The sequence below is a fragment of the Sphingomonas sp. RIT328 genome, assembly GCF_000632225.1.
GTDB classification, from domain to species: Bacteria; Pseudomonadota; Alphaproteobacteria; order Sphingomonadales; family Sphingomonadaceae; genus Sphingomonas; species Sphingomonas kyungheensis.
In genome coordinates, this window is sequence record NZ_JFYV01000054.1 from 20,243 (window position 1) to 39,660 (window position 19,418).

16 protein-coding genes are annotated in these 19,418 nt (G+C 67.3%); 6 read left to right on the forward strand and 10 right to left on the reverse strand.

Annotated elements, in window-relative coordinates; all coding sequences use genetic code 11:
• Nucleotides 1–57: 57 nt before the first annotated feature.
• Nucleotides 58–477, forward strand: a complete 420-nt coding sequence (locus BW41_RS17820; RefSeq protein ID WP_037536240.1) for a hypothetical protein — start codon at nt 58–60, stop codon at nt 475–477.
• 56 nt (nt 478–533) lie between these two features.
• On the opposite strand, the gene paoC is transcribed toward BW41_RS17820, so the two are convergent.
• The 7 genes from paoC to BW41_RS17855 form a co-directional block, all read right to left on the reverse strand.
• Entirely contained in the window at nt 534–2,753 is a 2,220-nt protein-coding gene (gene paoC, locus BW41_RS17825; protein WP_037536242.1) for an aldehyde oxidoreductase molybdenum-binding subunit PaoC, read from the reverse strand.
• Entirely contained in the window at nt 2,750–3,706 is a 957-nt protein-coding gene (locus BW41_RS17830) for an FAD binding domain-containing protein (protein ID WP_037536243.1), read from the reverse strand. The genes paoC and BW41_RS17830 overlap by 4 nt, the downstream gene beginning before the upstream one ends.
• Nucleotides 3,703–4,338, reverse strand: a complete 636-nt coding sequence (gene paoA / locus BW41_RS17835; RefSeq protein ID WP_037536245.1) for an aldehyde dehydrogenase iron-sulfur subunit PaoA — start codon at nt 4,336–4,338, stop codon at nt 3,703–3,705. Before paoA ends, BW41_RS17830 begins: the two co-directional genes overlap by 4 nt.
• A 135-nt stretch (nt 4,339–4,473) precedes the next feature.
• Nucleotides 4,474–5,769 (reverse strand): OmpP1/FadL family transporter, encoded by a 1,296-nt coding sequence (locus BW41_RS17840; protein WP_037536247.1) that lies wholly within the window; start codon nt 5,767–5,769, stop codon nt 4,474–4,476.
• A gap of 65 nt (nt 5,770–5,834) precedes the next feature.
• Nucleotides 5,835–6,245: a DUF2147 domain-containing protein gene (locus BW41_RS17845; protein ID WP_037536467.1), complete on the reverse strand. Its 411-nt coding sequence runs from the start codon at nt 6,243–6,245 to the stop codon at nt 5,835–5,837.
• Nucleotides 6,246–6,796: 551 nt separating this feature from the next.
• Nucleotides 6,797–9,115 (reverse strand): 3-hydroxyacyl-CoA dehydrogenase/enoyl-CoA hydratase family protein, encoded by a 2,319-nt coding sequence (locus BW41_RS17850; RefSeq protein WP_037536468.1) that lies wholly within the window; start codon nt 9,113–9,115, stop codon nt 6,797–6,799.
• A complete protein-coding gene (locus BW41_RS17855) occupies nt 9,115–10,251 on the reverse strand; it encodes a thiolase family protein (protein ID WP_037536249.1) in 1,137 nt (378 codons plus the stop codon). The genes BW41_RS17850 and BW41_RS17855 overlap by 1 nt, the downstream gene beginning before the upstream one ends.
• A 122-nt stretch (nt 10,252–10,373) precedes the next feature.
• On the opposite strand from BW41_RS17855, the gene BW41_RS17860 reads away from it, so the two are divergent.
• Genes BW41_RS17860 through BW41_RS17875 form a run of 4 tightly spaced genes read left to right on the forward strand, consistent with a single transcriptional unit; the run spans nt 10,374 to nt 15,041 of the window.
• Nucleotides 10,374–12,074, forward strand: a complete 1,701-nt coding sequence (locus BW41_RS17860) for a long-chain-fatty-acid--CoA ligase (RefSeq protein ID WP_037536251.1) — start codon at nt 10,374–10,376, stop codon at nt 12,072–12,074.
• Nucleotides 12,075–12,086: 12 nt separating this feature from the next.
• Entirely contained in the window at nt 12,087–12,542 is a 456-nt protein-coding gene (locus BW41_RS17865) for a MerR family transcriptional regulator (protein WP_051583669.1), read from the forward strand.
• Between the two features lie 35 nt (nt 12,543–12,577).
• Entirely contained in the window at nt 12,578–13,618 is a 1,041-nt protein-coding gene (gene pdhA / locus BW41_RS17870) for a pyruvate dehydrogenase (acetyl-transferring) E1 component subunit alpha (RefSeq protein WP_037536253.1), read from the forward strand.
• 1 nt (nt 13,619) lies between these two features.
• Complete coding sequence (locus BW41_RS17875; RefSeq protein WP_037536254.1) at nt 13,620–15,041, forward strand: pyruvate dehydrogenase complex E1 component subunit beta; 1,422 nt, start codon at nt 13,620–13,622, stop codon at nt 15,039–15,041.
• Nucleotides 15,042–15,401: 360 nt separating this feature from the next.
• On the opposite strand, the gene BW41_RS17880 is transcribed toward BW41_RS17875, so the two are convergent.
• From BW41_RS17880 to BW41_RS17890, 3 genes are read right to left on the reverse strand one after another with little or no spacing between them, the layout of a single operon-like run.
• On the reverse strand, nt 15,402–16,106 hold the full coding sequence (locus tag BW41_RS17880; protein ID WP_037536257.1) for a TadE/TadG family type IV pilus assembly protein: 705 nt from the start codon (nt 16,104–16,106) through the stop codon (nt 15,402–15,404).
• An 11-nt stretch (nt 16,107–16,117) separates the two neighbouring features.
• A complete protein-coding gene (locus tag BW41_RS17885; protein WP_037536259.1) occupies nt 16,118–16,714 on the reverse strand; it encodes a TadE/TadG family type IV pilus assembly protein in 597 nt (198 codons plus the stop codon).
• A complete protein-coding gene (locus BW41_RS17890) occupies nt 16,711–18,609 on the reverse strand; it encodes a TadE/TadG family type IV pilus assembly protein (RefSeq protein ID WP_037536261.1) in 1,899 nt (632 codons plus the stop codon). The genes BW41_RS17885 and BW41_RS17890 overlap by 4 nt, the downstream gene beginning before the upstream one ends.
• Nucleotides 18,610–18,684: 75 nt before the next feature.
• Between BW41_RS17890 and BW41_RS17895 the strand changes: the two genes are divergently transcribed.
• Nucleotides 18,685–19,335 carry a squalene/phytoene synthase family protein gene (locus BW41_RS17895; protein WP_037536263.1) on the forward strand — a complete coding sequence of 217 codons (651 nt, stop codon included), beginning with the start codon at nt 18,685–18,687 and terminating at the stop codon, nt 19,333–19,335.
• Nucleotides 19,336–19,418 lie beyond the last annotated feature (83 nt).

The following is a 19,418-nucleotide window of genomic DNA, read 5'->3' on the forward strand; positions in this document are numbered from 1 at the left end:
GAAGAGCGGGGCAGCGGCCCGATTGTGCTCGGGCAGGCGGTCGGGCACAGGGGAGGGATGAAGCGGATATCGATCCTCGCGCTGCTGCTCGCCGCCTGCGCCCCGTCCGCGCCCGACCCGGCGCCGCCGCGGCTGCCGGTGCCGATCCGTGGCGCCGAACAGATGACGCTGGTGCGCGGCGTGGCGCTCGAACGGCTGGTGCGCGGCAGCGTCCAGACGCGAGACGGCGCGGTGCCGCCGGTCGAGCATTTCGCCGCGACCGGCGATGGCTATGAGTTGCGCTATAACGACAAGCCCGATTCCGCCGGCCGCTATCGGATCACCCCCGACCGCGTCTGCCTGCGCTTCGCCGACGATCGCAGCATCTATTGCCGCTTCTATCTCACCGATCGCGCCGGCAAGACCTGGATGGCGGAGGACGATCGCGACTATCCCCTGCACGTCGCCGGGGTGCGGGTGACGCACGGCGACCGATAGGGCCCGCCGACGTCGGGAGCGGCGGCGATCAGTCGCCGTCCGCCCCCGAACCGGATTCAGGCGATCATCGCGCTGCCGGCGATCACTTTGTCGAGCGTGACCGGATATTCACGCACGCGCACGCCGCTGGCATTGTACACCGCATTGGCGATCGCCGCGCCGACGCCGCACAGGCCGAGTTCGCCGACACCCTTGGCCTTCATCGGCGACGACATCGGATCGACCTCGTCGAGGAAGATCACCTCCTGATGCGGGATGTCGGCATGAACCGGCACCTCATAGCTTGCCAGATCGTGGTTTACGAAGAAGCCGAAGCGCTTGTCGACCGCCAGCTCCTCCATCAGCGCCGCACCGACGCCCATCGTCATCGCCCCGATCACCTGGCTGCGCGCCGACTTCGGGTTGAGGATGCGTCCGGCCGCGCAGACCGCGAGCATGCGGCGGATGCGGATCTCGCCGGTATAGGCGTGGACGCCGACCTCGACAAAATGGCCGGCGAAGGTGGATTGCTGTTCCTTCTTCGCCAGGTCACCGAACTCGATACTGTCTTCCGCCGACAGGCCCGAGGTGCCCGCCGCCTGCGCCAGTGGCACGCTGCGATTCCCTGAGCGGACCTTACCGTCGGCGAAGCTGACGTCGTTCGAGTTGAAGCCGAGCTTTTGCGCCACCGCCTCGCGCAGCTTCATGCACGCAGCATAGACGCCGGCGGTCGAGCTGTTGGCGCCCCATTGGCCGCCCGATCCGGCGGCAGTCGGGAAGCTGCTGTCGCCGAGCAGCACCGTCACCTTGTCGAGCGGCACGCCCATCATCTCGGCGGCGGTCTGCGCGATGATCGTATAGCTGCCGGTGCCGATGTCGGTCATGTCGGTGGCGACGGTGACCTGACCCTTGCGGTCGATGCCGACCCGCGCGCCCGATTTCATCGTGATGTTGTTGCGGAAGCCGGAGGCGACACCCATGCCGACCAGCCACGCGCCGTCGCGCTTCGCCCGCGGCGTCGCGCTGCGCTGCGCCCAGCCGAATTTGTCGGCGCCCAGGCGCAGACACTCGACCAGCTGCCGCTGCGAGAATTTGCGGTTGGGCTTCTCGGGATCGACCTGCGTGTCGTTGATGATGCGGAACTGCACCGGGTCCATGCCCAGCTTCTCCGCCATCTCGTCCATCGCGACTTCGAGCGCCATCAACCCGGGCGCCTCGCCCGGTGCGCGCATCGCATTGCCCTCGGGCAGGTCCAGCACGGCGAGCCGCATCGAGGTCAGCCGGTTGGCGCCGGCGTAGAGCAATTTGGTCTGCGACACCGCCGTCTCCGGCCCGCCGCCGGGCAGATCGCCCGAACCGCTCTCATGCGCGATGGCGACGAGCTTGCCGTCCTTCCCCGCGCCGAGCCGGATGCGCTGGCGCGTCGCCGGACGGTGCGTGGTGTTGTTGATCATCAGCGGGCGTTGCAGCGTCACCTTGACCGGCCGGCCCGCCTGCCGCGCGCCGAGCGCCGCGAGCACCGCATCGGCGCGCACGAACAGCTTTCCACCGAAACCGCCACCGATATAGGGCGAGATCAGCCGCACCTTCTCCTTGGGGATGCCGAGCGTCTTGGCGACGTCGCCCTTGCCCCAGTTGATCATCTGGTTCGAGGTCCACAGCGTCAGCTCGTCGCCCTGCCAGCGGGCGATGCTGGCATGCGGTTCCATCATCGCATGGCTCTGATCGGGCGTTTCATAGACCGCGTCGAGTTGCACCGGCGCGGCGGCGAACGCCTGTTCGAACTTGCCGACGCGGTCGACCGGCGGGGCGGAGCTGCCCTCGCCGCTGCTGTCACCCTTGAGCGGCGCGGTCTTGAGCGCCTCGTCGAGGTCGAACCGGCCTTGTCCGCGCGCATAATCGACGCGGATCAGCGCCGCGGCGGCGCGCGCCTGTTCGAACGTCTCGGCGACGACGAGAGCGATCGCCTGGTGGTAATGATCGACCGCCGGGCCGCCGAGCAGCTTCGCGGTGTTCATGTCACCCTTGCCGAGCGTGCCGGCGGTGTCCGCGGTGACGATCGTCAGCACGCCCGGCGCGGCCTTGGCGGCGGCGAGGTCCATGCCGGCGATCCGGCCCTTGGCGATGCCGGCGCCGACGACATAGCCATAGGCCGCATCGGGGGCGACGTCGTGGCGTTCATAGGCATAGGGGGCGGTGCCGGTCGTCTTGAACTTGCCGTCGATCCGGTCGGTCGGCTTGCCGACCACCTTGAGCTGATCGATCGGATTCTGCCCGGCGGGCGTATCGAACTTCATGCTGCGTCCTTCGCTTGCGCCAGCACCGCGGCGAGCGTCCGCTCGACCAGCGGCACCTTGAAGCTATTGTCCTTGGTCGGCCGTGCGCCGGCGAGCAGTCGCGGCGTCACCGCCTTGGCTCCCTGCGGCAGCGCTGCTTCCGCCGCCTCGACCCGCCACGGCTTGGGCGCGATACCGCCGATCGCGACATGGCCGCTGCCGTCGCGCTGGACGATCGCGGCGACCGAGACGAGCGCATAGGCGTAGGAGGCACGGTCGCGCACCTTGTGGTAGATGTGCGTGCCGCCAACCGGCTTGGGAAGGGTCACCGCGGTGATCAGCTCGCCCGGTTGCAGGTTGGTGTCGATATGCGGCGTATCGCCCCACAGCCGATGGAAATCGGTGATCGGGATGCGCCGTGTCGCGCCCGACGGCTGCACCGTCTCGACCGTCGCGTCGAGCACGCGCATCGCCACCGCCATGTCGCCGGGATAGGTGGCGATACAGGCGTCGCTGGTGCCGATGATGCCGAGCTGACGGCTGTAGCCGCCGATCGCCGCGCAGCCCGATCCGGGCTTGCGCTTGTTGCACGGCTGGTTGGTGTCGTAGAAATAGGGGCAGCGGGTGCGCTGGAGCAGATTGCCCGCGGTGGTCGCCTTGTTGCGCAACTGGCCGCTCGCCCCCGCGACGATCGCCCGGGTCAGCACGCCGTAATCGCGGCGCACGCGCGGGTCGGCGGCGAGGTCGGTGTTACGGACCAGGGCGCCGATGCGCAGTCCGCCGCTGTCAGTCGGTTCGATCTTGTCGAGCGACAGCGTGTTGACGTCGACCAGATGGACCGGCGCCTCGATCTCCAGCTTCATCAGGTCGAGCAGGTTGGTGCCGCCGGCGATGAACTTGGCGCCGGGACGCGCCGCGACCGCGGCGGCGGCGGCGGCGGGGCTGGTCGCGCGCTCATAGGTGAAGGCCTTCATGCCTTGGCTCCCGCGACGTCGCGCATCGCTTCGATGATGTTGGAATAGGCGCCGCAGCGGCAGATGTTGCCGCTCATCCGCTCGCGGATCTCCATCTCGGTGACGGCCGGCGCGGTGGCGATATCGGCCTGGACGTGGCTCGGCACGCCGCGTTTGATCTCGTCGAGCACCGCCACCGCCGAACAGATCTGGCCGGGCGTGCAATAGCCGCACTGATAGCCGTCATGCTTGATGAAGGCGGCCTGCATCGGATGGAGATCGTCGGGCTTGCCCAAGCCCTCGATCGTCGTGATCGAATCGCCGTCGTGCATCACCGCGAGGCTGAGGCAGGAGTTGATCCGGCGGCCGTCGACCAGCACCGTGCACGCGCCGCACTGGCCGTGGTCGCAACCCTTCTTGGTGCCGGTCAGCTTCCAATGCTCGCGCAGCGCATCGAGCAGGGTGGTGCGCGTGTCGAGATCGAGCCGGTGGGTCGATCCATTGACCTTGAGCGTCACCGGCATCGTCGGCGGCGCGGCGCGCTGGTCGAGCGGCGGCGTCTGTGCTTCGGCCGGCAGCGCGCTCGCGGCGACGCCGACGGCCCCGCCCGCGATCACGCCGCGGCGGGACATGGTAATTTCGTTCTGGCTCATCGAGGCCCCCGGATGCTGTCGCAGATCGTCATAGGGCCGGACGGCCCCGCCTAGCTACGGAAAATCGCGTGGACTCACTACGCCGGAAGAGGGCCGGGGTTCCGCCGCCGGGACGGCGAAACCCCTGAATTCCCATCAGAAGCCGATATGGGCTCCGGCCGACAGGACGACGGCATGCGCATCCTGCAACGTGCCGTTGGTCAGCACGGTGGTCTGCGCGATCGTGCCGGAATAGGCCTGCGTCGCGCGATCGATCGACGCATTCTTGAAGTCGACGTAATTGGCGGCGAGATCGATGCCGAACTTGGGGGTCAGCTGGAAGGTGCCGCCGGCGCCATAATTCCAGCGGTTGGCATCGGGTACGCGCGCGTCGCGCAGACCGTTCTGCGTCGGCGTGGTGGCGTGCTGGACACCGGCGCGCAGCGTCACGCGCGGCGAGATCTCATAATCGACACCACCGGCGAGGCTGTAGCTGTCGCGATAATTCTCCGGCAGCGCGGTATTGAGCGGCGCGCCGAGGCGGATCGCGTCGAACTTGCTCCAATTGTAGCGCACCGCCTGGCCGTTGAGCGTCAGCGCCGGCGTGGCGCGGATGCGGGCGCCGACGATCACCTGCGCGGGGGTGTAGAAGCGCGCCTCGACCCCCGAGATCGTCGTGTTGCGGGTGGCGAGCGGCCCGGTCAGTCCTTCAACCAGCAGGTCGCCCTTCAGCGTATGCTCGATCCGCGACTTGTAGCTGACGCCGACCGTCGCCCAGTCGTTGTGCATCTGCGCGCCGGCGGTCCAGCCCACATCCCAGCCGTCGCCTTCGAGCTTCTGGCGGCCGTCCGTCGTCGTGGTGAGGTTGGGCAGCGCGTTGCCGAGGCTGGCATAGACATGTTCGACATTGGCGCCGCCGCCGACCCGCAGCCAGTCGGTCAGCGCGACCGCGATCGATGGCTGGATGTCGATCGTCTGGAGCTTGGTGCGGGTGGCGCTGTAGCGCGTCCAGCTCGTCGAATCATAATCGGTGGTGAAGCTGTACGGCGAGGTCACGGCAAGGCCGATCGCCACCGGTCCGAACGGCACGGCGACGGCGCCCGACGGCAGCAGGCCGTTGTCGATCGGGTTGCGCGCGACCTGGTCGCCGCCGACCGCGGCGAACTGACCCGCCGGCGTGCGCTGCACCAGCGTGCCGTTGTTGACGACCTTGCCGCGCGGCAGGATGCCCGATGCGTTGATCGCCGCCTCGCCGTGATCCATCCCGGCGATCGCGGCGGGGTTCCACCACAGCGACTGCGGCCCGGTGTCGGCGACCTCGCCCGAGAAGGCGCGGCCGGCGCCGCGTGCCGACTGTTCCTGAAGGTAGAAGGCCTGCGCGTGGGCGACGGTGGCGAAGCCGAACGAGCCGAGCACCGCGGTGGCGAGCAGGGAGGTTTTGCGGAAGGTCATGGCGGGGTTCCTCTGAAAGGGATGGGAAGGGGGCTGGTGCGAGGGATGCGGCGGGCGGCGCCGGATCAGCGGATGCGCGTCCAGGTCTGCGTCTTGCAGAGCGGCACGAAGACGCAGCCGCGCACCTTGAGCGTGTCGGCGGTGAGCGGCGTCACCGTCGCCTTATAGGTCTTGCCGTCGTCGGCCTTGTAGATCGATCCGCCGGTCCAGGCGTTGCCGCTGGCGGTGAAGCCGCTGAGGATCAGCAGGCCCTTGAGCGGGCGGTTACGCTGCGCCGGATCGGGGTTCTTGCTGTCCTTGAGGTCGGGCTGGGTACGCAGCAGCTCCGACGTGACGATGCGGCCGCAGATCGATGCGCCGCAGCGCTGGATCTCGACGATGCCGCCGCGCGTCTCGGTCTTCCAGCGGCCGATCGCGGCCTCCGCACCGGGGTCTGGCGCCGCGGCGAGCAGGGCACCGAGCAACAGCAGGGACATGGTCATTCTCCTCTCCATGATGCCCGCGGTCCACCGCGCACATCGGTCTTGCACTGGTCGGACGCCGTATCCGTACGGTCGCCCCGTCATCATCACCGCGTAAAGATGAACGATGACCTAATGGCTAAGCAGATGCCGTATACGGCAAGCTGCGGCCCGGTTAACCCGCTGTCGGGGCAAGTCAAGCGCCGCCACGCTGATTGTCCGGCGGGTGCGGCAGCGGTGCCACGAATGGCCGAATCGCGGCGTGGCGGCGTGCGACTCGGGGGTGGTGGGGCGTCCGCAAAGGGGGCCATCCGCGAGACGCCAGTCTTCCCGCGCGGGCTCGAACCCAGCGGCCAAGCAGGCCGGCGGCCGGTTGCGATGAGAAAACCGGGCGCCGCCTGCGCCGGGGCACCGTGGGCTGGCGCACCGATTCACGCAGGCCAGGAGCCGGCTGGAGCAAGCCTCGCGACGACGCGGTCGCCCGACCGTCCCCAGCAGGACGGTCGGTTGGTTTGCGGAAGCCCCGACCGATCATCAGGACCGCCGAACCACGACACCGCGACGGCTCAGTTGCGCAGCGGCTTCCCCGTCGTCAGCATCTGCTGGATGCGCGCCTGCGTCCGGGGATCGCGCACCGCCTCCATGAACCCCTCGCGCTCGAGCGCGAGCAGGTCATCCTCGCCAACGACATCGACCAGATCGGCGTCGCCGCCGGTCAGGACGCGCGCCAGCCGGGCCGAGACGACGACGTCATAGTCGGTCGCCACGCCCTTCTTGTGGAAGCCGTCGACCACGCCGGCGATGCCGACCTGACCGCTTTCGCCGGGCAGGCGGAACGTCGGCTGCTCGGGCGGCGCATAGCCCGCGACCAGCGACAGCGCCTTGGCCTTGGCGTCGGCGAGCAGCCGGTCGCGGTTCATCGTGATGCCGTCGCTCGGCCGCAGCAGCAACATCTCCTTGGCGAGCGCCGCCGACTTGGAGACCTGCGCGGTCGAGATCGTCTCGAACGCCTTGGCGACCGCGGGCATCGGCCCCTTGGGCAGCATCGGCGCATGCGCGAGCCGGTCGAGCAATTCGCCATTGCCGCCCCAGCCGGGCAACAGGCCAACGCCGCATTCGACCAGGCCGATATAGCTTTCGGCATGCGCCTGCACCGCATCGGCGTGGAGCACCACCTCGCAGCCGCCGCCGAGCGCCATGCCCGCGGGCGCGGCCACGACGGGGAAGGGGGCATATTTCAGCGCCTTCATTGCCTGCTGACCGCCGGCGACGAGCTTTTCGATCTCGCCCCACATGCCGGCGGCGACCGCGAACATCGCCATGCCGAGATTGGCGCCCGCCGAGAAGTTCGACCCTTCGTTGTAGATCACCAGCGCCTTGAACCGCTCTGCGACGATCGGAATCGCCTGCTGGATCAGCGCCATGATCTCGCCGTCGAGCGCGTTCATCTTGGTGGTGAATTCGAGCGCCGCGACGCCGTCGCCGATATCCCACAGCGCGGCCGAGGCATTGCGCAGCACCGGTTCGACGCCGAGCTTGATGTCCTCGAGCAGCATCACGCCGTCGCCGCGCACCACGTCGGCATAGTCGCCGTCGCGGCTGAGGAACTGGCGCTTGCCGTCGACGACGCGGTAGAAGCTGCGCTCGCCCGCGACGTCGAGGATCGCCGGCACGTCTCGGCCCGCGTCGCGCAGCCGCGCGGCAAAGGGCGCGGCGCCGATCCGGTCGATCAGCTCGAACGGCCCGAACTTCCAATTGTAGCCGAGTTTCATCGCATCATCGATCGCGACGATATCGTCGGCAGCCTCCCCGATGAGCATCGCCGCATAAGCGAGTGTCTTGCCGAGCACCTCCCAGGCATAGTCGCCGACCTTGCCGGGCGTCGCGATCAGCGCGGCGAGATCCTTCTCGGCCTTGGGCGGCAAGGCGGCGGGCTTGATCCCCTCGCGATAGTCACCGGTGGCAAGGTCGAGCGCGAGCTTGGTGCGCGTCGCCTTGTCGAAGCGGTAGAAGCCGCCCTTGCCCTTGCGGCCGGTGAAGCCCTCGGCGATCATCCTGTCGACCAGCGGCATCGGCCGCACCGTCTCGAAATAGGGGTCGCCCTGCGGCAGCGTCGACGACAGGCTCTTCGACAGCAACGGCATCAGATCGACGCCGACCAGGTCGACCAGCCCGAAGATACCGGTCTTGGGCACGCCCATCGGCCGGCCGCCGATCTGGTCCGCCTCTTCGACGGTCAGGCCCTGATCCATCGCCGCATTGATCGCGACGGCGAGCCAATAGGTGCCGATGCGGTTGGCGATGAAGCCCGGCGTGTCCTTGGCGCGGACGATGCGCTTGCCCATGAAGCGATCGACGAAATCCTCGACCCGTCCCGCCACCGTCGCATCGGTCTGCGCGCCGCGGACGATCTCGATCAGCCGCATGTAGCGCGGCGGATTGAAGAAGTGGGTGATGAGGAAATCGGCCTTGAACTGGTCCGAGCGCCCGTCGACCAGCGCGCCGAGCGGAATGGTCGAGGTGTTCGACGAGACGGCGGTGCCGGGGCGCTTGAGCGTTTCCAGCTTGGCGTAGAGCGACTGCTTGATGTCGAGCCGCTCGACGATCGCCTCGACGATCCAGTCGCATTCGGCGACGCGGGCGAGGTGGTCGTCGATATTGCCCGTCTCGACCAGCTTCGCCGCGGCATTCGACATGAACGGCGCGGGGTCGGTCTTGAGCATCTTCGCCACCGCGCCCTTGGCGACCGCGTCGCGATCGTCGCCGTCCCTGGCCGGAATGTCGAGCAGCAGCACCGACACGCCGGCATTGGCGACCTGCGCGGCGATGCCGGCGCCCATCACGCCGGCGCCGATCACGCACACTTTGCGAATGGCGTCAGTCATCATGCGCGCTCCAGCACCGTGGCGATGCCCTGGCCGCCACCGATACATTGGGTGGCGAGCGCATAGCGGCCGCCCTCGCGCTCGAGCAGCGCCGCCGCCTTGCCGACGATACGCGCGCCGGTCGCGCCGAGCGGATGGCCGATCGCAATCGCGCCGCCGTCCTTGTTGATCGTCTCGTCCTTGAGGCCGAGGTCGCGGATGCAGGCGATCGCCTGGCTGGCGAAGGCCTCGTTGATCTCGACCACGTCGAGGTCGGCGACGGCAACGCCCGCCCGCTCCAGCGCCTTGCGCGAGGCGCTGATCGGGCCGAGGCCCATCGTCTCGGGCTCGATCCCCGATACGCCGACCGCCTTGATCCGGGCGAGGATCTTGAGGCCGTGCTTGACCGCAAAGTCCTCCGACGTGACGAGCACGGCCGAGGCGCCGTCGGTCAGCGGCGACGAGGTGCCGGCGGTCACCGATCCATCCTGGCTGAACGCGGGCTTGAGCGCGCCGAGCGCCTCGACATTGGTGTCGGGGCGGATCGTGCCGTCCTCGCTGACCGTGCCCGCCTTGGTGGTGATCGGCACGATCTCGTCGGCAAGGCGGCCGTCGGTGCGCGCCGCGGCGGCCTTCTGCTGGCTCTTCACCGCAAAGGCATCCTGCTCGCCGCGGGTGATCTGATATTTGGTCGCGACGTTCTCCGCCGTTTCGCCCATGCCCATGTAGGCGCCGGGATTGGCCTTGGCGAGCGCCGGGTTGGGCAGGGGGTTGTAGCCGCCCATCGGAATGCGGCTCATCGATTCGAGGCCGGCGCAGATGAACGCCTCGCCCGCGCCGATCTGGATCTGGCCCATGGCGATATGGATCGCGCTCATCGACGATCCGCAGAAGCGGTTGACCGTCATGCCGCCGACCGACAGCGGCAGATCGGCGAGCAGGCCGATCAGCCGCGCGACGTTGAGGCCCTGTTCGCCCTCCGGAAAGGCGCAGCCGAGGATGATGTCCTCGATCGCCGCCGCATCGACGCCGGTCTTCTCGATCAGCCCGCGAATCGTCTGCGCGGCGAGATCGTCGGGGCGGACGCGGGCGAGCGCGCCCTTGCCGGCGAGGTGGAAGGGCGAGCGCGCATAACCGGCGATGACGACGTTGGTCATGGAATCCTCTCTTTGCAGGCATCCGAGACTTGCGGGATGCCGTATAGGTGCGATACCTTCCCATTACGTCAAGTGACGCGAGCGGACAATATGCTCGGGACAGAAGATGAGAGGATAGACGGATGAGCGACACCGCGAGCCGAGAGTCGAGCGCATCGCAGACCCCTTCGCTGGCGATCCGCCATGGCGCGCCGCTCACCGCCCAACCCCGCCTGCTCGGCGACCTGCTCGACCGGTCGGTGCAGCGCTTCCACGGTCGGCCCGCGGTCGACTTCATGGGTCGGATCACCAGCTGGGGCGCGCTGGGCGCCGATGTCGAGCGGGCCGCGGCGGCGCTGCAGGCGCTCGGCGTCGTCAAGGGGACGCGGGTCGCGCTGTGCCTGCCCAACACGCCCTATTATCCGGTGTTCTTCTTCGCGACGCTCAAGGCGGGCGGCATCGTCGTCAACGTCAACCCGCTCTACGTCGAGCGCGAGCTCACCCATCTGATTGAGGATTCCGGCGCGGAGATCATCGTCACCTGCGACATCGCCGAAATCCAGGCGCGCGTCCTCAAGGTCGCCGGCGAGACCGGCCTCCGCCACGTCATCACCTGCCCGATCGCCGACGTGCTGCCCGGGCTCAAGCGGTTCGGCTACAGACTGGTCAAGCGCAAGGAGATCGGCCACGCTCCGGCGAGCGTGCAGCATCTCTATTACCGCGCCTTCATGGCGAAGGGCGGTACGTCGCGCGCCGTCGCGGTCGATCCGCATGAGGTGGCGGTGCTGCAATATACCGGCGGCACCACCGGCGTGCCCAAGGCGGCGATGCTCAGCCACGCCAATATCGTCGCCAACACCGACGCGATGCTGGTCCATTGCGGCGGCGAGGTGCCCGAGCAGGACCGCGTGCTCGGCGTGCTGCCGCTGTTCCACGTCTTCGCGCTGACCAACGTGCTGACCTTCTCGACGCTGGTCGCGGCGGAGATGATCCTGTTGCCGCGCTTCGAGCTCAAGCAGCTGCTGGCGACGCTCAAGCGTACCCGGCCGACCTATTTTCCGGCGGTGCCGACGATCTACAACGCACTCGCCAACCTGCCCGCCGGCGAGCGGCCCGATCTGTCGGCGATCAAGGTCTGCATCTCGGGCGGTGCGCCGCTGCCGGTCGAGGTGCGCCATGCGTTCGAGGCGCATACCGGCGCCAAGCTGGTTGAGGGATATGGCCTGTCCGAAGCCTCGCCGATCATCACCTGCAATCCGTTCGTGGGCGTCAACAAGGAAGGCTCGGCCGGTCTGCCCTTTCCGGGCACGACGATCGAGATTCGCGACCGCGAGGATCCGACGCGGATCATGCCGGCGGGCGAGAAGGGCGAAATCTGCGCGCGCGGCCCGCAGGTGATGAGCGGCTATTGGCACAAGCCCGCCGAGACGCAGGCCGCCTTCGCCGACGGCAGCCTGCGCACCGGCGACGTCGGCTATCTCGACGCCGACGGCTATCTGTTCATCGTCGACCGGATCAAGGACATGATCCTGTGCGGCGGCTACAACGTCTATCCGCGCGTCATCGAGGAGGCGCTCTACGAACATCCCGCGGTGGTCGAGGCGGTGGTGATCGGCGTCGCCGATCCGCATCGCGGCCAGAGCCCCAAGGCGTTCGTCGTGGTCAACGATCCCGCCGTCACCGGCGCGGCCTTGCGCGATTTCCTGCGCGACAAGATCAGCAAGATCGAGCTTCCCCGCGAGGTGGAAATCCGCGACACTCTGCCCAAGACCTTGATCGGCAAGCTTTCCAAAAAAGAGCTCGTCGCCGAGGAAGAGGCCAAGGCGGCACAGCACGCCGGCTGATTGGGGGAGTCTATGCACGACGGCGGCGAGCTGCAGGGGATTCAGGAGGTGGCCGACATGCTCGGCGTCACCCCGCGCACCCTGCGCTTCTACGAGGACAAGGGATTGATCGAACCGTCCCGCATCGGGACGACGCGCGTCTATCGCCGCCGCGAGGTCGCGCGGATGCAGCTGATCCTGCGCGGCAAGCGGCTCGGCTTTTCGCTGACCGACATCGCCGAATTCCTCGACCTCTACGATGCCGACCCGCAGCATCTCGAACAGATGCGCGCGCTGGCCGAACGCGTCCGCCAGCGGATCACCGAGCTGGAGCAGCAGCGCGACACGCTCGACCAGACGCTCGCCGATCTCGCCAAGCTGGAAGGCGAGGCGCTCGCCCGCGTCCATGCCCATGATCCGGGCGGCAAGCTTTCGTCACGCACCATCGCGACCCAGGGAATTGATGTTCGGGCGGAAGGAGGCCTATAGGCAGCGCCACATCCCCAGGACCGTTGAGGTAATCCGTGGCCAAATCGCCTGCTCCTCCCGCCGTACCGCTCACCAATCGCGAGCGCCCCGCCGATCCCAAGCCGTTCGAGGCGACGAAGGAGCAATTGCTCGACTTCTACAAGCACATGCTGCTGATCCGCCGGTTCGAGGAGAAGGCGGGCCAGCTTTATGGTCTCGGCTTCATCGGCGGTTTCTGCCACCTCTACATCGGCCAGGAAGCGGTTGCGGTCGGCCTCCAGTCGGCGCTCGACGGCGAGAAGGATTCGGTGATCACCGGCTATCGCGATCACGGCCATATGCTCGCCTACGGCATCGACCCCAAGGTGATCATGGCCGAGCTGACCGGCCGTGCCGCCGGCATCAGCCGCGGCAAGGGCGGTTCGATGCACATGTTCTCGACCGAACATAAGTTCTACGGCGGCCACGGCATCGTCGGCGCGCAGGTCAGCCTCGGCACCGGCCTCGCCTTCGGCCACAAGTACAGCAACGACGGCGGCGTCTGCCTTGCCTATTTCGGCGACGGCGCGGCCAACCAGGGCCAGGTGTACGAGAGCTTCAACATGGCCGAGCTGTGGAAGCTGCCGATCATCTTCGTGATCGAGAACAACCAGTATGCCATGGGCACCAGCGTCAACCGCGCCTCGGCCGAGGACCAGCTGTATCGCCGCGGCGAAAGCTTCCGCATTCCCGGCATCCAGGTCGACGGCATGGACGTGCTCGCCTGCCGCGGTGCCGCCGAGGAGGCGCTCGCCTGGGTGCGCGCGGGCAAGGGGCCGGTCATCCTCGAGATGAAGACCTATCGCTATCGCGGCCATTCCATGTCCGACCCCGCCAAATACCGCAGCCGCGAGGAGGTGCAGGGGGTGCGCGACAAGTCCGATCCGATCGAGCACGTCAAGAAGCTGCTCGAAGCGCAAGGGGTGGGCGAGGCCGACCTCAAGACCATCGAACAAGAGATCCGCAAGACCGTGAACGAAGCCGCCGATTTCGCCGAGAGCACGCCCGAGCCCGATGAGGCCGAACTCTATACCGACGTGCTGGTGGAGACGTACTGAGATGGCGATCGAGATCAAGATGCCCGCGCTCTCCCCGACGATGGAGGAAGGCACGCTCGCCAAATGGCTCGTGAAAGAGGGTGACAGCGTCAAGTCCGGCGACATCATGGCCGAGATCGAGACCGACAAGGCGACGATGGAGTTCGAGGCGGTCGACGAAGGGACGATCGGCAAGATCGTCATCGCCGAAGGCACCGACAATGTGAAGGTCGGCGACGTCATCGCCTTGCTGCTCGAAGAGGGCGAGAGCGCCGATTCGGTCGCCGCCCCCGCCACCAAGGACGACAGCGCCAAGGGCGACGCCCAGGCGGACGAGCAGAAGCCGGCCGACAAGGTCGAGGATTCGGCGCACCCGGCGCAGGAGAAGGTCGAGACGGGCGCGCGCCAGCTGTTCGATGCGGCGAGCAACGACGGCAGGCGCGATCCCGAGATCCCCGCCGGCACCGAAATGGTCCGCACCACCGTCCGCGAAGCGCTGCGCGACGCGATGGCGGAAGAGATGCGCAAGGACGACCGCGTCTTCGTGATGGGCGAGGAGGTCGCGCAATATCAGGGTGCGTACAAGGTGACGCAGGGCCTGCTCGATGAATTCGGCGACCGCCGCGTCATCGACACGCCGATCACCGAATATGGCTTTGCCGGCGTCGGCACCGGTGCGGCGATGGGCGGGCTCAAGCCGATCATCGAGTTCATGACGTTCAACTTCGCCATGCAGGCGATCGATCACATCATCAATTCGGCGGCCAAGACCAACTATATGTCGGGCGGCCAGATGCGCTGCCCGATCGTCTTCCGCGGCCCCAACGGTGCGGCGAGCCGCGTCGGCGCGCAGCACAGCCAGAATTATGCGCCCTGGTATGCCAGCGTCCCCGGCCTGATCGTCATCGCGCCCTATGACGCGGCGGACGCCAAGGGCCTGCTCAAGGCGGCGATCCGGTCGGAAGATCCGGTCGTCTTCCTCGAGAACGAGCTGATGTACGGCCGCTCGTTCGAAGTCCCCAAGCTCGACGATTACGTCCTGCCGATCGGCAAGGCGCGGATCATGCGCGAGGGCAAGCACGTCACCCTGGTCAGCTATTCGATCGGCGTCGGCCTCGCGCTCGAAGCCGCCGAGACGCTGGCAGGCGAGGGGATCGAGGCGGAGGTCATCGACCTGCGCACGCTGCGCCCGCTCGACAAGCAGACGGTGCTGAACAGCCTCGCCAAGACCAACCGCCTGGTGGTGGTCGAGGAAGGCTGGCCGACCTGCTCGATCGCGTCGGAGATCACCGCGATCGTGATGGAAGAGGCGTTCGACGATCTCGACGCGCCGGTGCTGCGCGTCACCAACGAGGACGTGCCGCTGCCTTATGCCGCCAATCTCGAGAAAAAGGCGCTGATCGACGCTCGGCGCGTCGTCGCCACGGTGAAGAAGATCGTCTGAGACAGGCGCCCCCTCTCCCTTGCGGGAGGGGGCGTTTTCCGGCGGGGGCGGCTCGCCGATGCTTTCGCCTGAGAAGTAGGGCTTTGGTGGCAAAAGCCGTTGGATCACTCGGACGGTGACGTGTCCGGTTGCGTGAGCCTTTGCTCAAGCCTCACCGTCGCCCGACACGCCGTCACCCCGGACCTGTTCCGGTGTTCACCGTCCCGCCCAACTACCGGCTCATGCCCTTGCGGACGGGTGGATGCCGGAACAAGTCCGGCCTGACCTAACCGCTTCGAATGATGGGTCACCCCGGCTGCGGGTCTGCGTCGCGGGATGATGATCCCAATGATCTTACCTGCGCCCCACAATCAAATCCGATCAACTCGCCGTATATAGGTCGCAGAAATACTGCGTCGCCGCCGGGCTCGGATTGTAGATCTGGCTAAAGTCGCGGCGGTCGCGCACCACATAGGATGCGGTGTAGCGGATTCGCGTGGCCGAGGCGCCGCCCGGCACCCAATAGGTGCTGAACACCGGCTTATAATCGTAGCTCACCTCGATATACATCACGCCCGATCCGACCGGCGCGCTGACCCGCGTCGCGGCGGTGTCGCCCATGCCGTTCGGCATCGCGACGCCGGCGCTGGAGGGGGAGGTGCCGACGCCGTCGCCGCGATCCATCGTCCCGTTGCTGCGGTCGTAGTTCGAATCATAGCCGGTGCCGCTGCGCATGCCGAGGCAGCGCTGCCAGTGGAGATATTGCGAGCCCGCCGTCTGCTGTTCGAGGCTCGATATCGTGATCCGCCCGCGATTGGTCAGATCGAGCGCCGCGCCCTGCAACCGCGCCGAGGTCAGTACGTCGGCGATATCCGCCTCGCGCAACTGGGTGATGTTCGAAGCGCCGAGCAGCCCGACCCGCGACGCGGTATCGGCGAGGTTGAGCGCGACCTGGCTGACGCGCAGATGCGTGATCGCCAGCCACGCCATCTCCGTCCCCCACGCGCCGACGCCGAGCACCAGCGGCATGGTCAGCGCGAACTCGATCAGCGCGACGCCGCGGGTCGCGCGGAGCAGGTGCCGCATTCGCCGGCGCGTCACGGGCACACCTGCTGCACGGTGGTGCCGGCCTGCGAGGCATAAGGCTGGTTCTTGAGGATCGTCGACGCGCTGATCGTCGCGCGCTTCGGCCAGCCGATCAGGCTGGCGATCGGGAAGATGCGGTTGAACTGGACCGTCATCGTATAGACGACGGCGTCATTCGCACCACCCTGGCCGGTGATACCGGGATCGATGTCGCGGAAGCCGTTACCATTGACGTCGGTGAAACATTCGGTCGCGGCATCGTAGACGCCGTTCTGATTGTCGTCGGAGAAGGGCTCGGGCGCGATATAGCCGAACTGGCTGAAGCTCTTGCGCGACGAGGTCCCGGTCGCGTTCTTGGCGATGCGGTTGACCTGGCTCATTACCCGCTGGTCGAGCGTCGTCCCCGCGTCGGTCGAGGCGTTGGTCTGGATCGTGCCGTCGCGTCCGGCCTTCTGCACCGCGCCGGTCAGCGTCGCCTGCATATAGGCGAAATAGGCGAGGTCACCAAGTCCCATGATGAGCAGCAGCATGACCGGGACGACGAAGGCGAATTCGACCAAAGTCGCGCCGCGCCGATCCGCGGCGAGGGGGGGGCGGGGCGACTTCACTGGCTGATCCGCAGCATCGCCAGCCGCTGGGCGATCGTCTGGAACGCGCTCTTCAGCGCATCGGTGCTGCTCGCCTGGAACGCCTGTCCCGGTGACGCGCAATACGTCAGGTCGCTGGTGATCGACGTGCCGAGCGCGACGACGAAGATGCTGATCCCGCGCTTCTTCGCCGCATCGCACTCGATGCGGAAACGTGCGGTGTGTGTCGCATAATCGCGCGAGTCGTTGCTCGCCGAGCCGGTCCGGTTGTCCATGTCCTCGACACCATATTGGCCGTAGATCTGGCCATTCGGCGACATCGTCCCGTCGGTCATGAAGACGATGTTGCGCGACGGCGCCGGCCGCCCGGGCCACGCCGCGGTATCCGCCGCAAAGACGCCCTTCGGCGCGAGCAGCCGCACGCCCCAGATCATGCCGGTGTCGTGGTAGGTGCCGCCGAACGCCTTGAAGCTGCTGTCGTAGACGTAATCGTTGACCTGCTGCGCCGTCATCACCGCCAGACGCTGCGCCTTCGGCACGCAGGCGGCATAAGCGTTGTTGGCGAGCGTGGTCCCGGCGCGGTAATTGAGGTTGTTTTCGTTGATGTTCTCGTCGGCGACGTCGACGTAGGTCCGGTTCGCCCCGCGCCACCATTCGACGTCCGGCCACATCGGCCGCCACTTGTTGGTCGACAGGCTGGGAATGCTGTCCGGGTTGAGGTCGTCGGGGAGATTGTTGACGTCGAAGCTGCTCGCGGTCGAGGTGTTGAGTTCCTCGATACACCCCGACCAGGCGCTGGTCGACCCGTCGAACCGGGTCGGATCGGCGACGGTGCCGCCGGTGAGCGTCGTCAGATAGGAGGAGACGTCCCATTGCACCGGCTCGAACCGCCAATAGGGGCGCAAGGGTTGTTCGCGACCCGAGCAGGTTCCGCCGGAGGAGGAGGACCAGCTCGTGTTGTAATATTTCATCGCCTGCGGATAGCTGGTGCTCCAGTCCGGACCGGTCTTGCTGAAGCCGCTGCTTGGATAACGTTGATCGACGCACATCGCCTTCGGCACGCCAGTCAGCGAGACCGCTTTCGTATCGCCGGACGCATAGTCGCCGGCCAGCACCCCGCCGGTACCGGTGAGCGGCGACAGATGCCGGCTCTGATAGGTCCAGCTGCCCTGCATATATTGCGACGGGATCAGCCGGCCGACGTTGACCGACGACGCGTAAGGTACGAACCCGTAGCGGATATGCGTCGAGGGATCGGCGCTCGTCCGCATCGTCTTGTCGAACAGCAGCACCGACTGGCGCAGCGATTCGATCTTCGAATAGGTCGTCGTGCCATTAGAGGTGGTGGCGGGCTTTTCCGTGCCGTTGTTGCAGGTCGTCGAATCGTAGGGATAGCAGGTCATCGACCCGGTCACGTCGAGCACGAACATCACGTCGGCATCGCCGACGTCGAAGATCGCCTGGCAATTGACCGTCAGCGTCTGCGCGCCGATGCCGAAGAATCCCATCAGCGCCATCGGCACCGTCGTCTGCGCGACGCCGCCCATCGCATTGGCGACGCCGGGGGTGGTGTTGACTGATGCCTTGCTGGTGGTGAAGCTGATGTTGCGGTTCTGGTACCAGCCGGGGCGGAAATTGTTGTAGAAGAAGGCGGAGGCCTGTTTGCTCGCGGCGTCATCGACCGGCGTCGACATCTGCGTGTCGGTCATCGCCTTGCGCCCGGCGAGCACGCCGGCGTCGCACGCCTGTTGCAGCCGCACCTTGACGACGTACAGCCGTGCCATATCGACCGCCGAGCCGGCGAAACCGATCAGCGGAATCATCGCCGCCGCCATGATCGCCAGCGTATTGCCGGCCCGGTCGCGCCGCAGCCGGGACAGAAATCCTGATCGAGACCGATTGCGAAAGATGCGCATCGCCAAACACGGCTCACGTTTGTTTACTGGGATAGTCCCGGTTAACCCCCTGGTATGAAATCACTCTCAAACGGCATGGTTAACGAATCCGATCCGGATGGAACCGCATTGGCGCTGCTCGCCGTGTCGAGGGCGATGCGGCCGGCGATGGCCGCGCTGTTCGCGCTCGACGCGCGGCTCGCCGATATCGTCCGCACCACGCGGGAGCCGCTGGTCGGGCAGATGCGGCTGACCTGGTGGCACGACGCGCTGCCCCGGCTCGACGATGCGCCCGCACCCGCCGAACCGCTGCTCCGCGAGCTGCAACGGCTGTTGCTGCCCCAGGGCGTATCCGGCGCCCTGCTGGCGACGATGATCGACGGCTGGGAGGCGCTGATCGTCGCCGACCCGATCGATGCCGCGGCGCTCGACACGCATGCGCGGGCGCGGGGGGAGGGGCTCTTCGCCGCCGCGGGCAGGCTGCTCGGCGGCGACTCGCCGCTGCTCACGCCGGCGGGGCGGGGGTGGGCGCTGGCCGATCTCGCGGCGCATCTGTCCGACCGCGACAGCGCGACGCGGGCGGCAGACTCGGCTGGCGAAGCACTTGCCGATGCGTTCTCAGGCACTTGGCCAAGAACGTTGCGTCCGGTCGGTCTATCGGCCCTAATTGCCAAGCTCGATCGCTCCGATCTTGCGCCTATCGTCAAAGCATTGAAGGTCGGGGCTTTTCGGATGACTGGCCGGTGAAGACTTGATCGTCGCCCCGCCGCTGCTAGGCTCCCCTATCGCAGGAGGGCTCGACGATGTGGCGATATCTGGCGGCGGGTGTG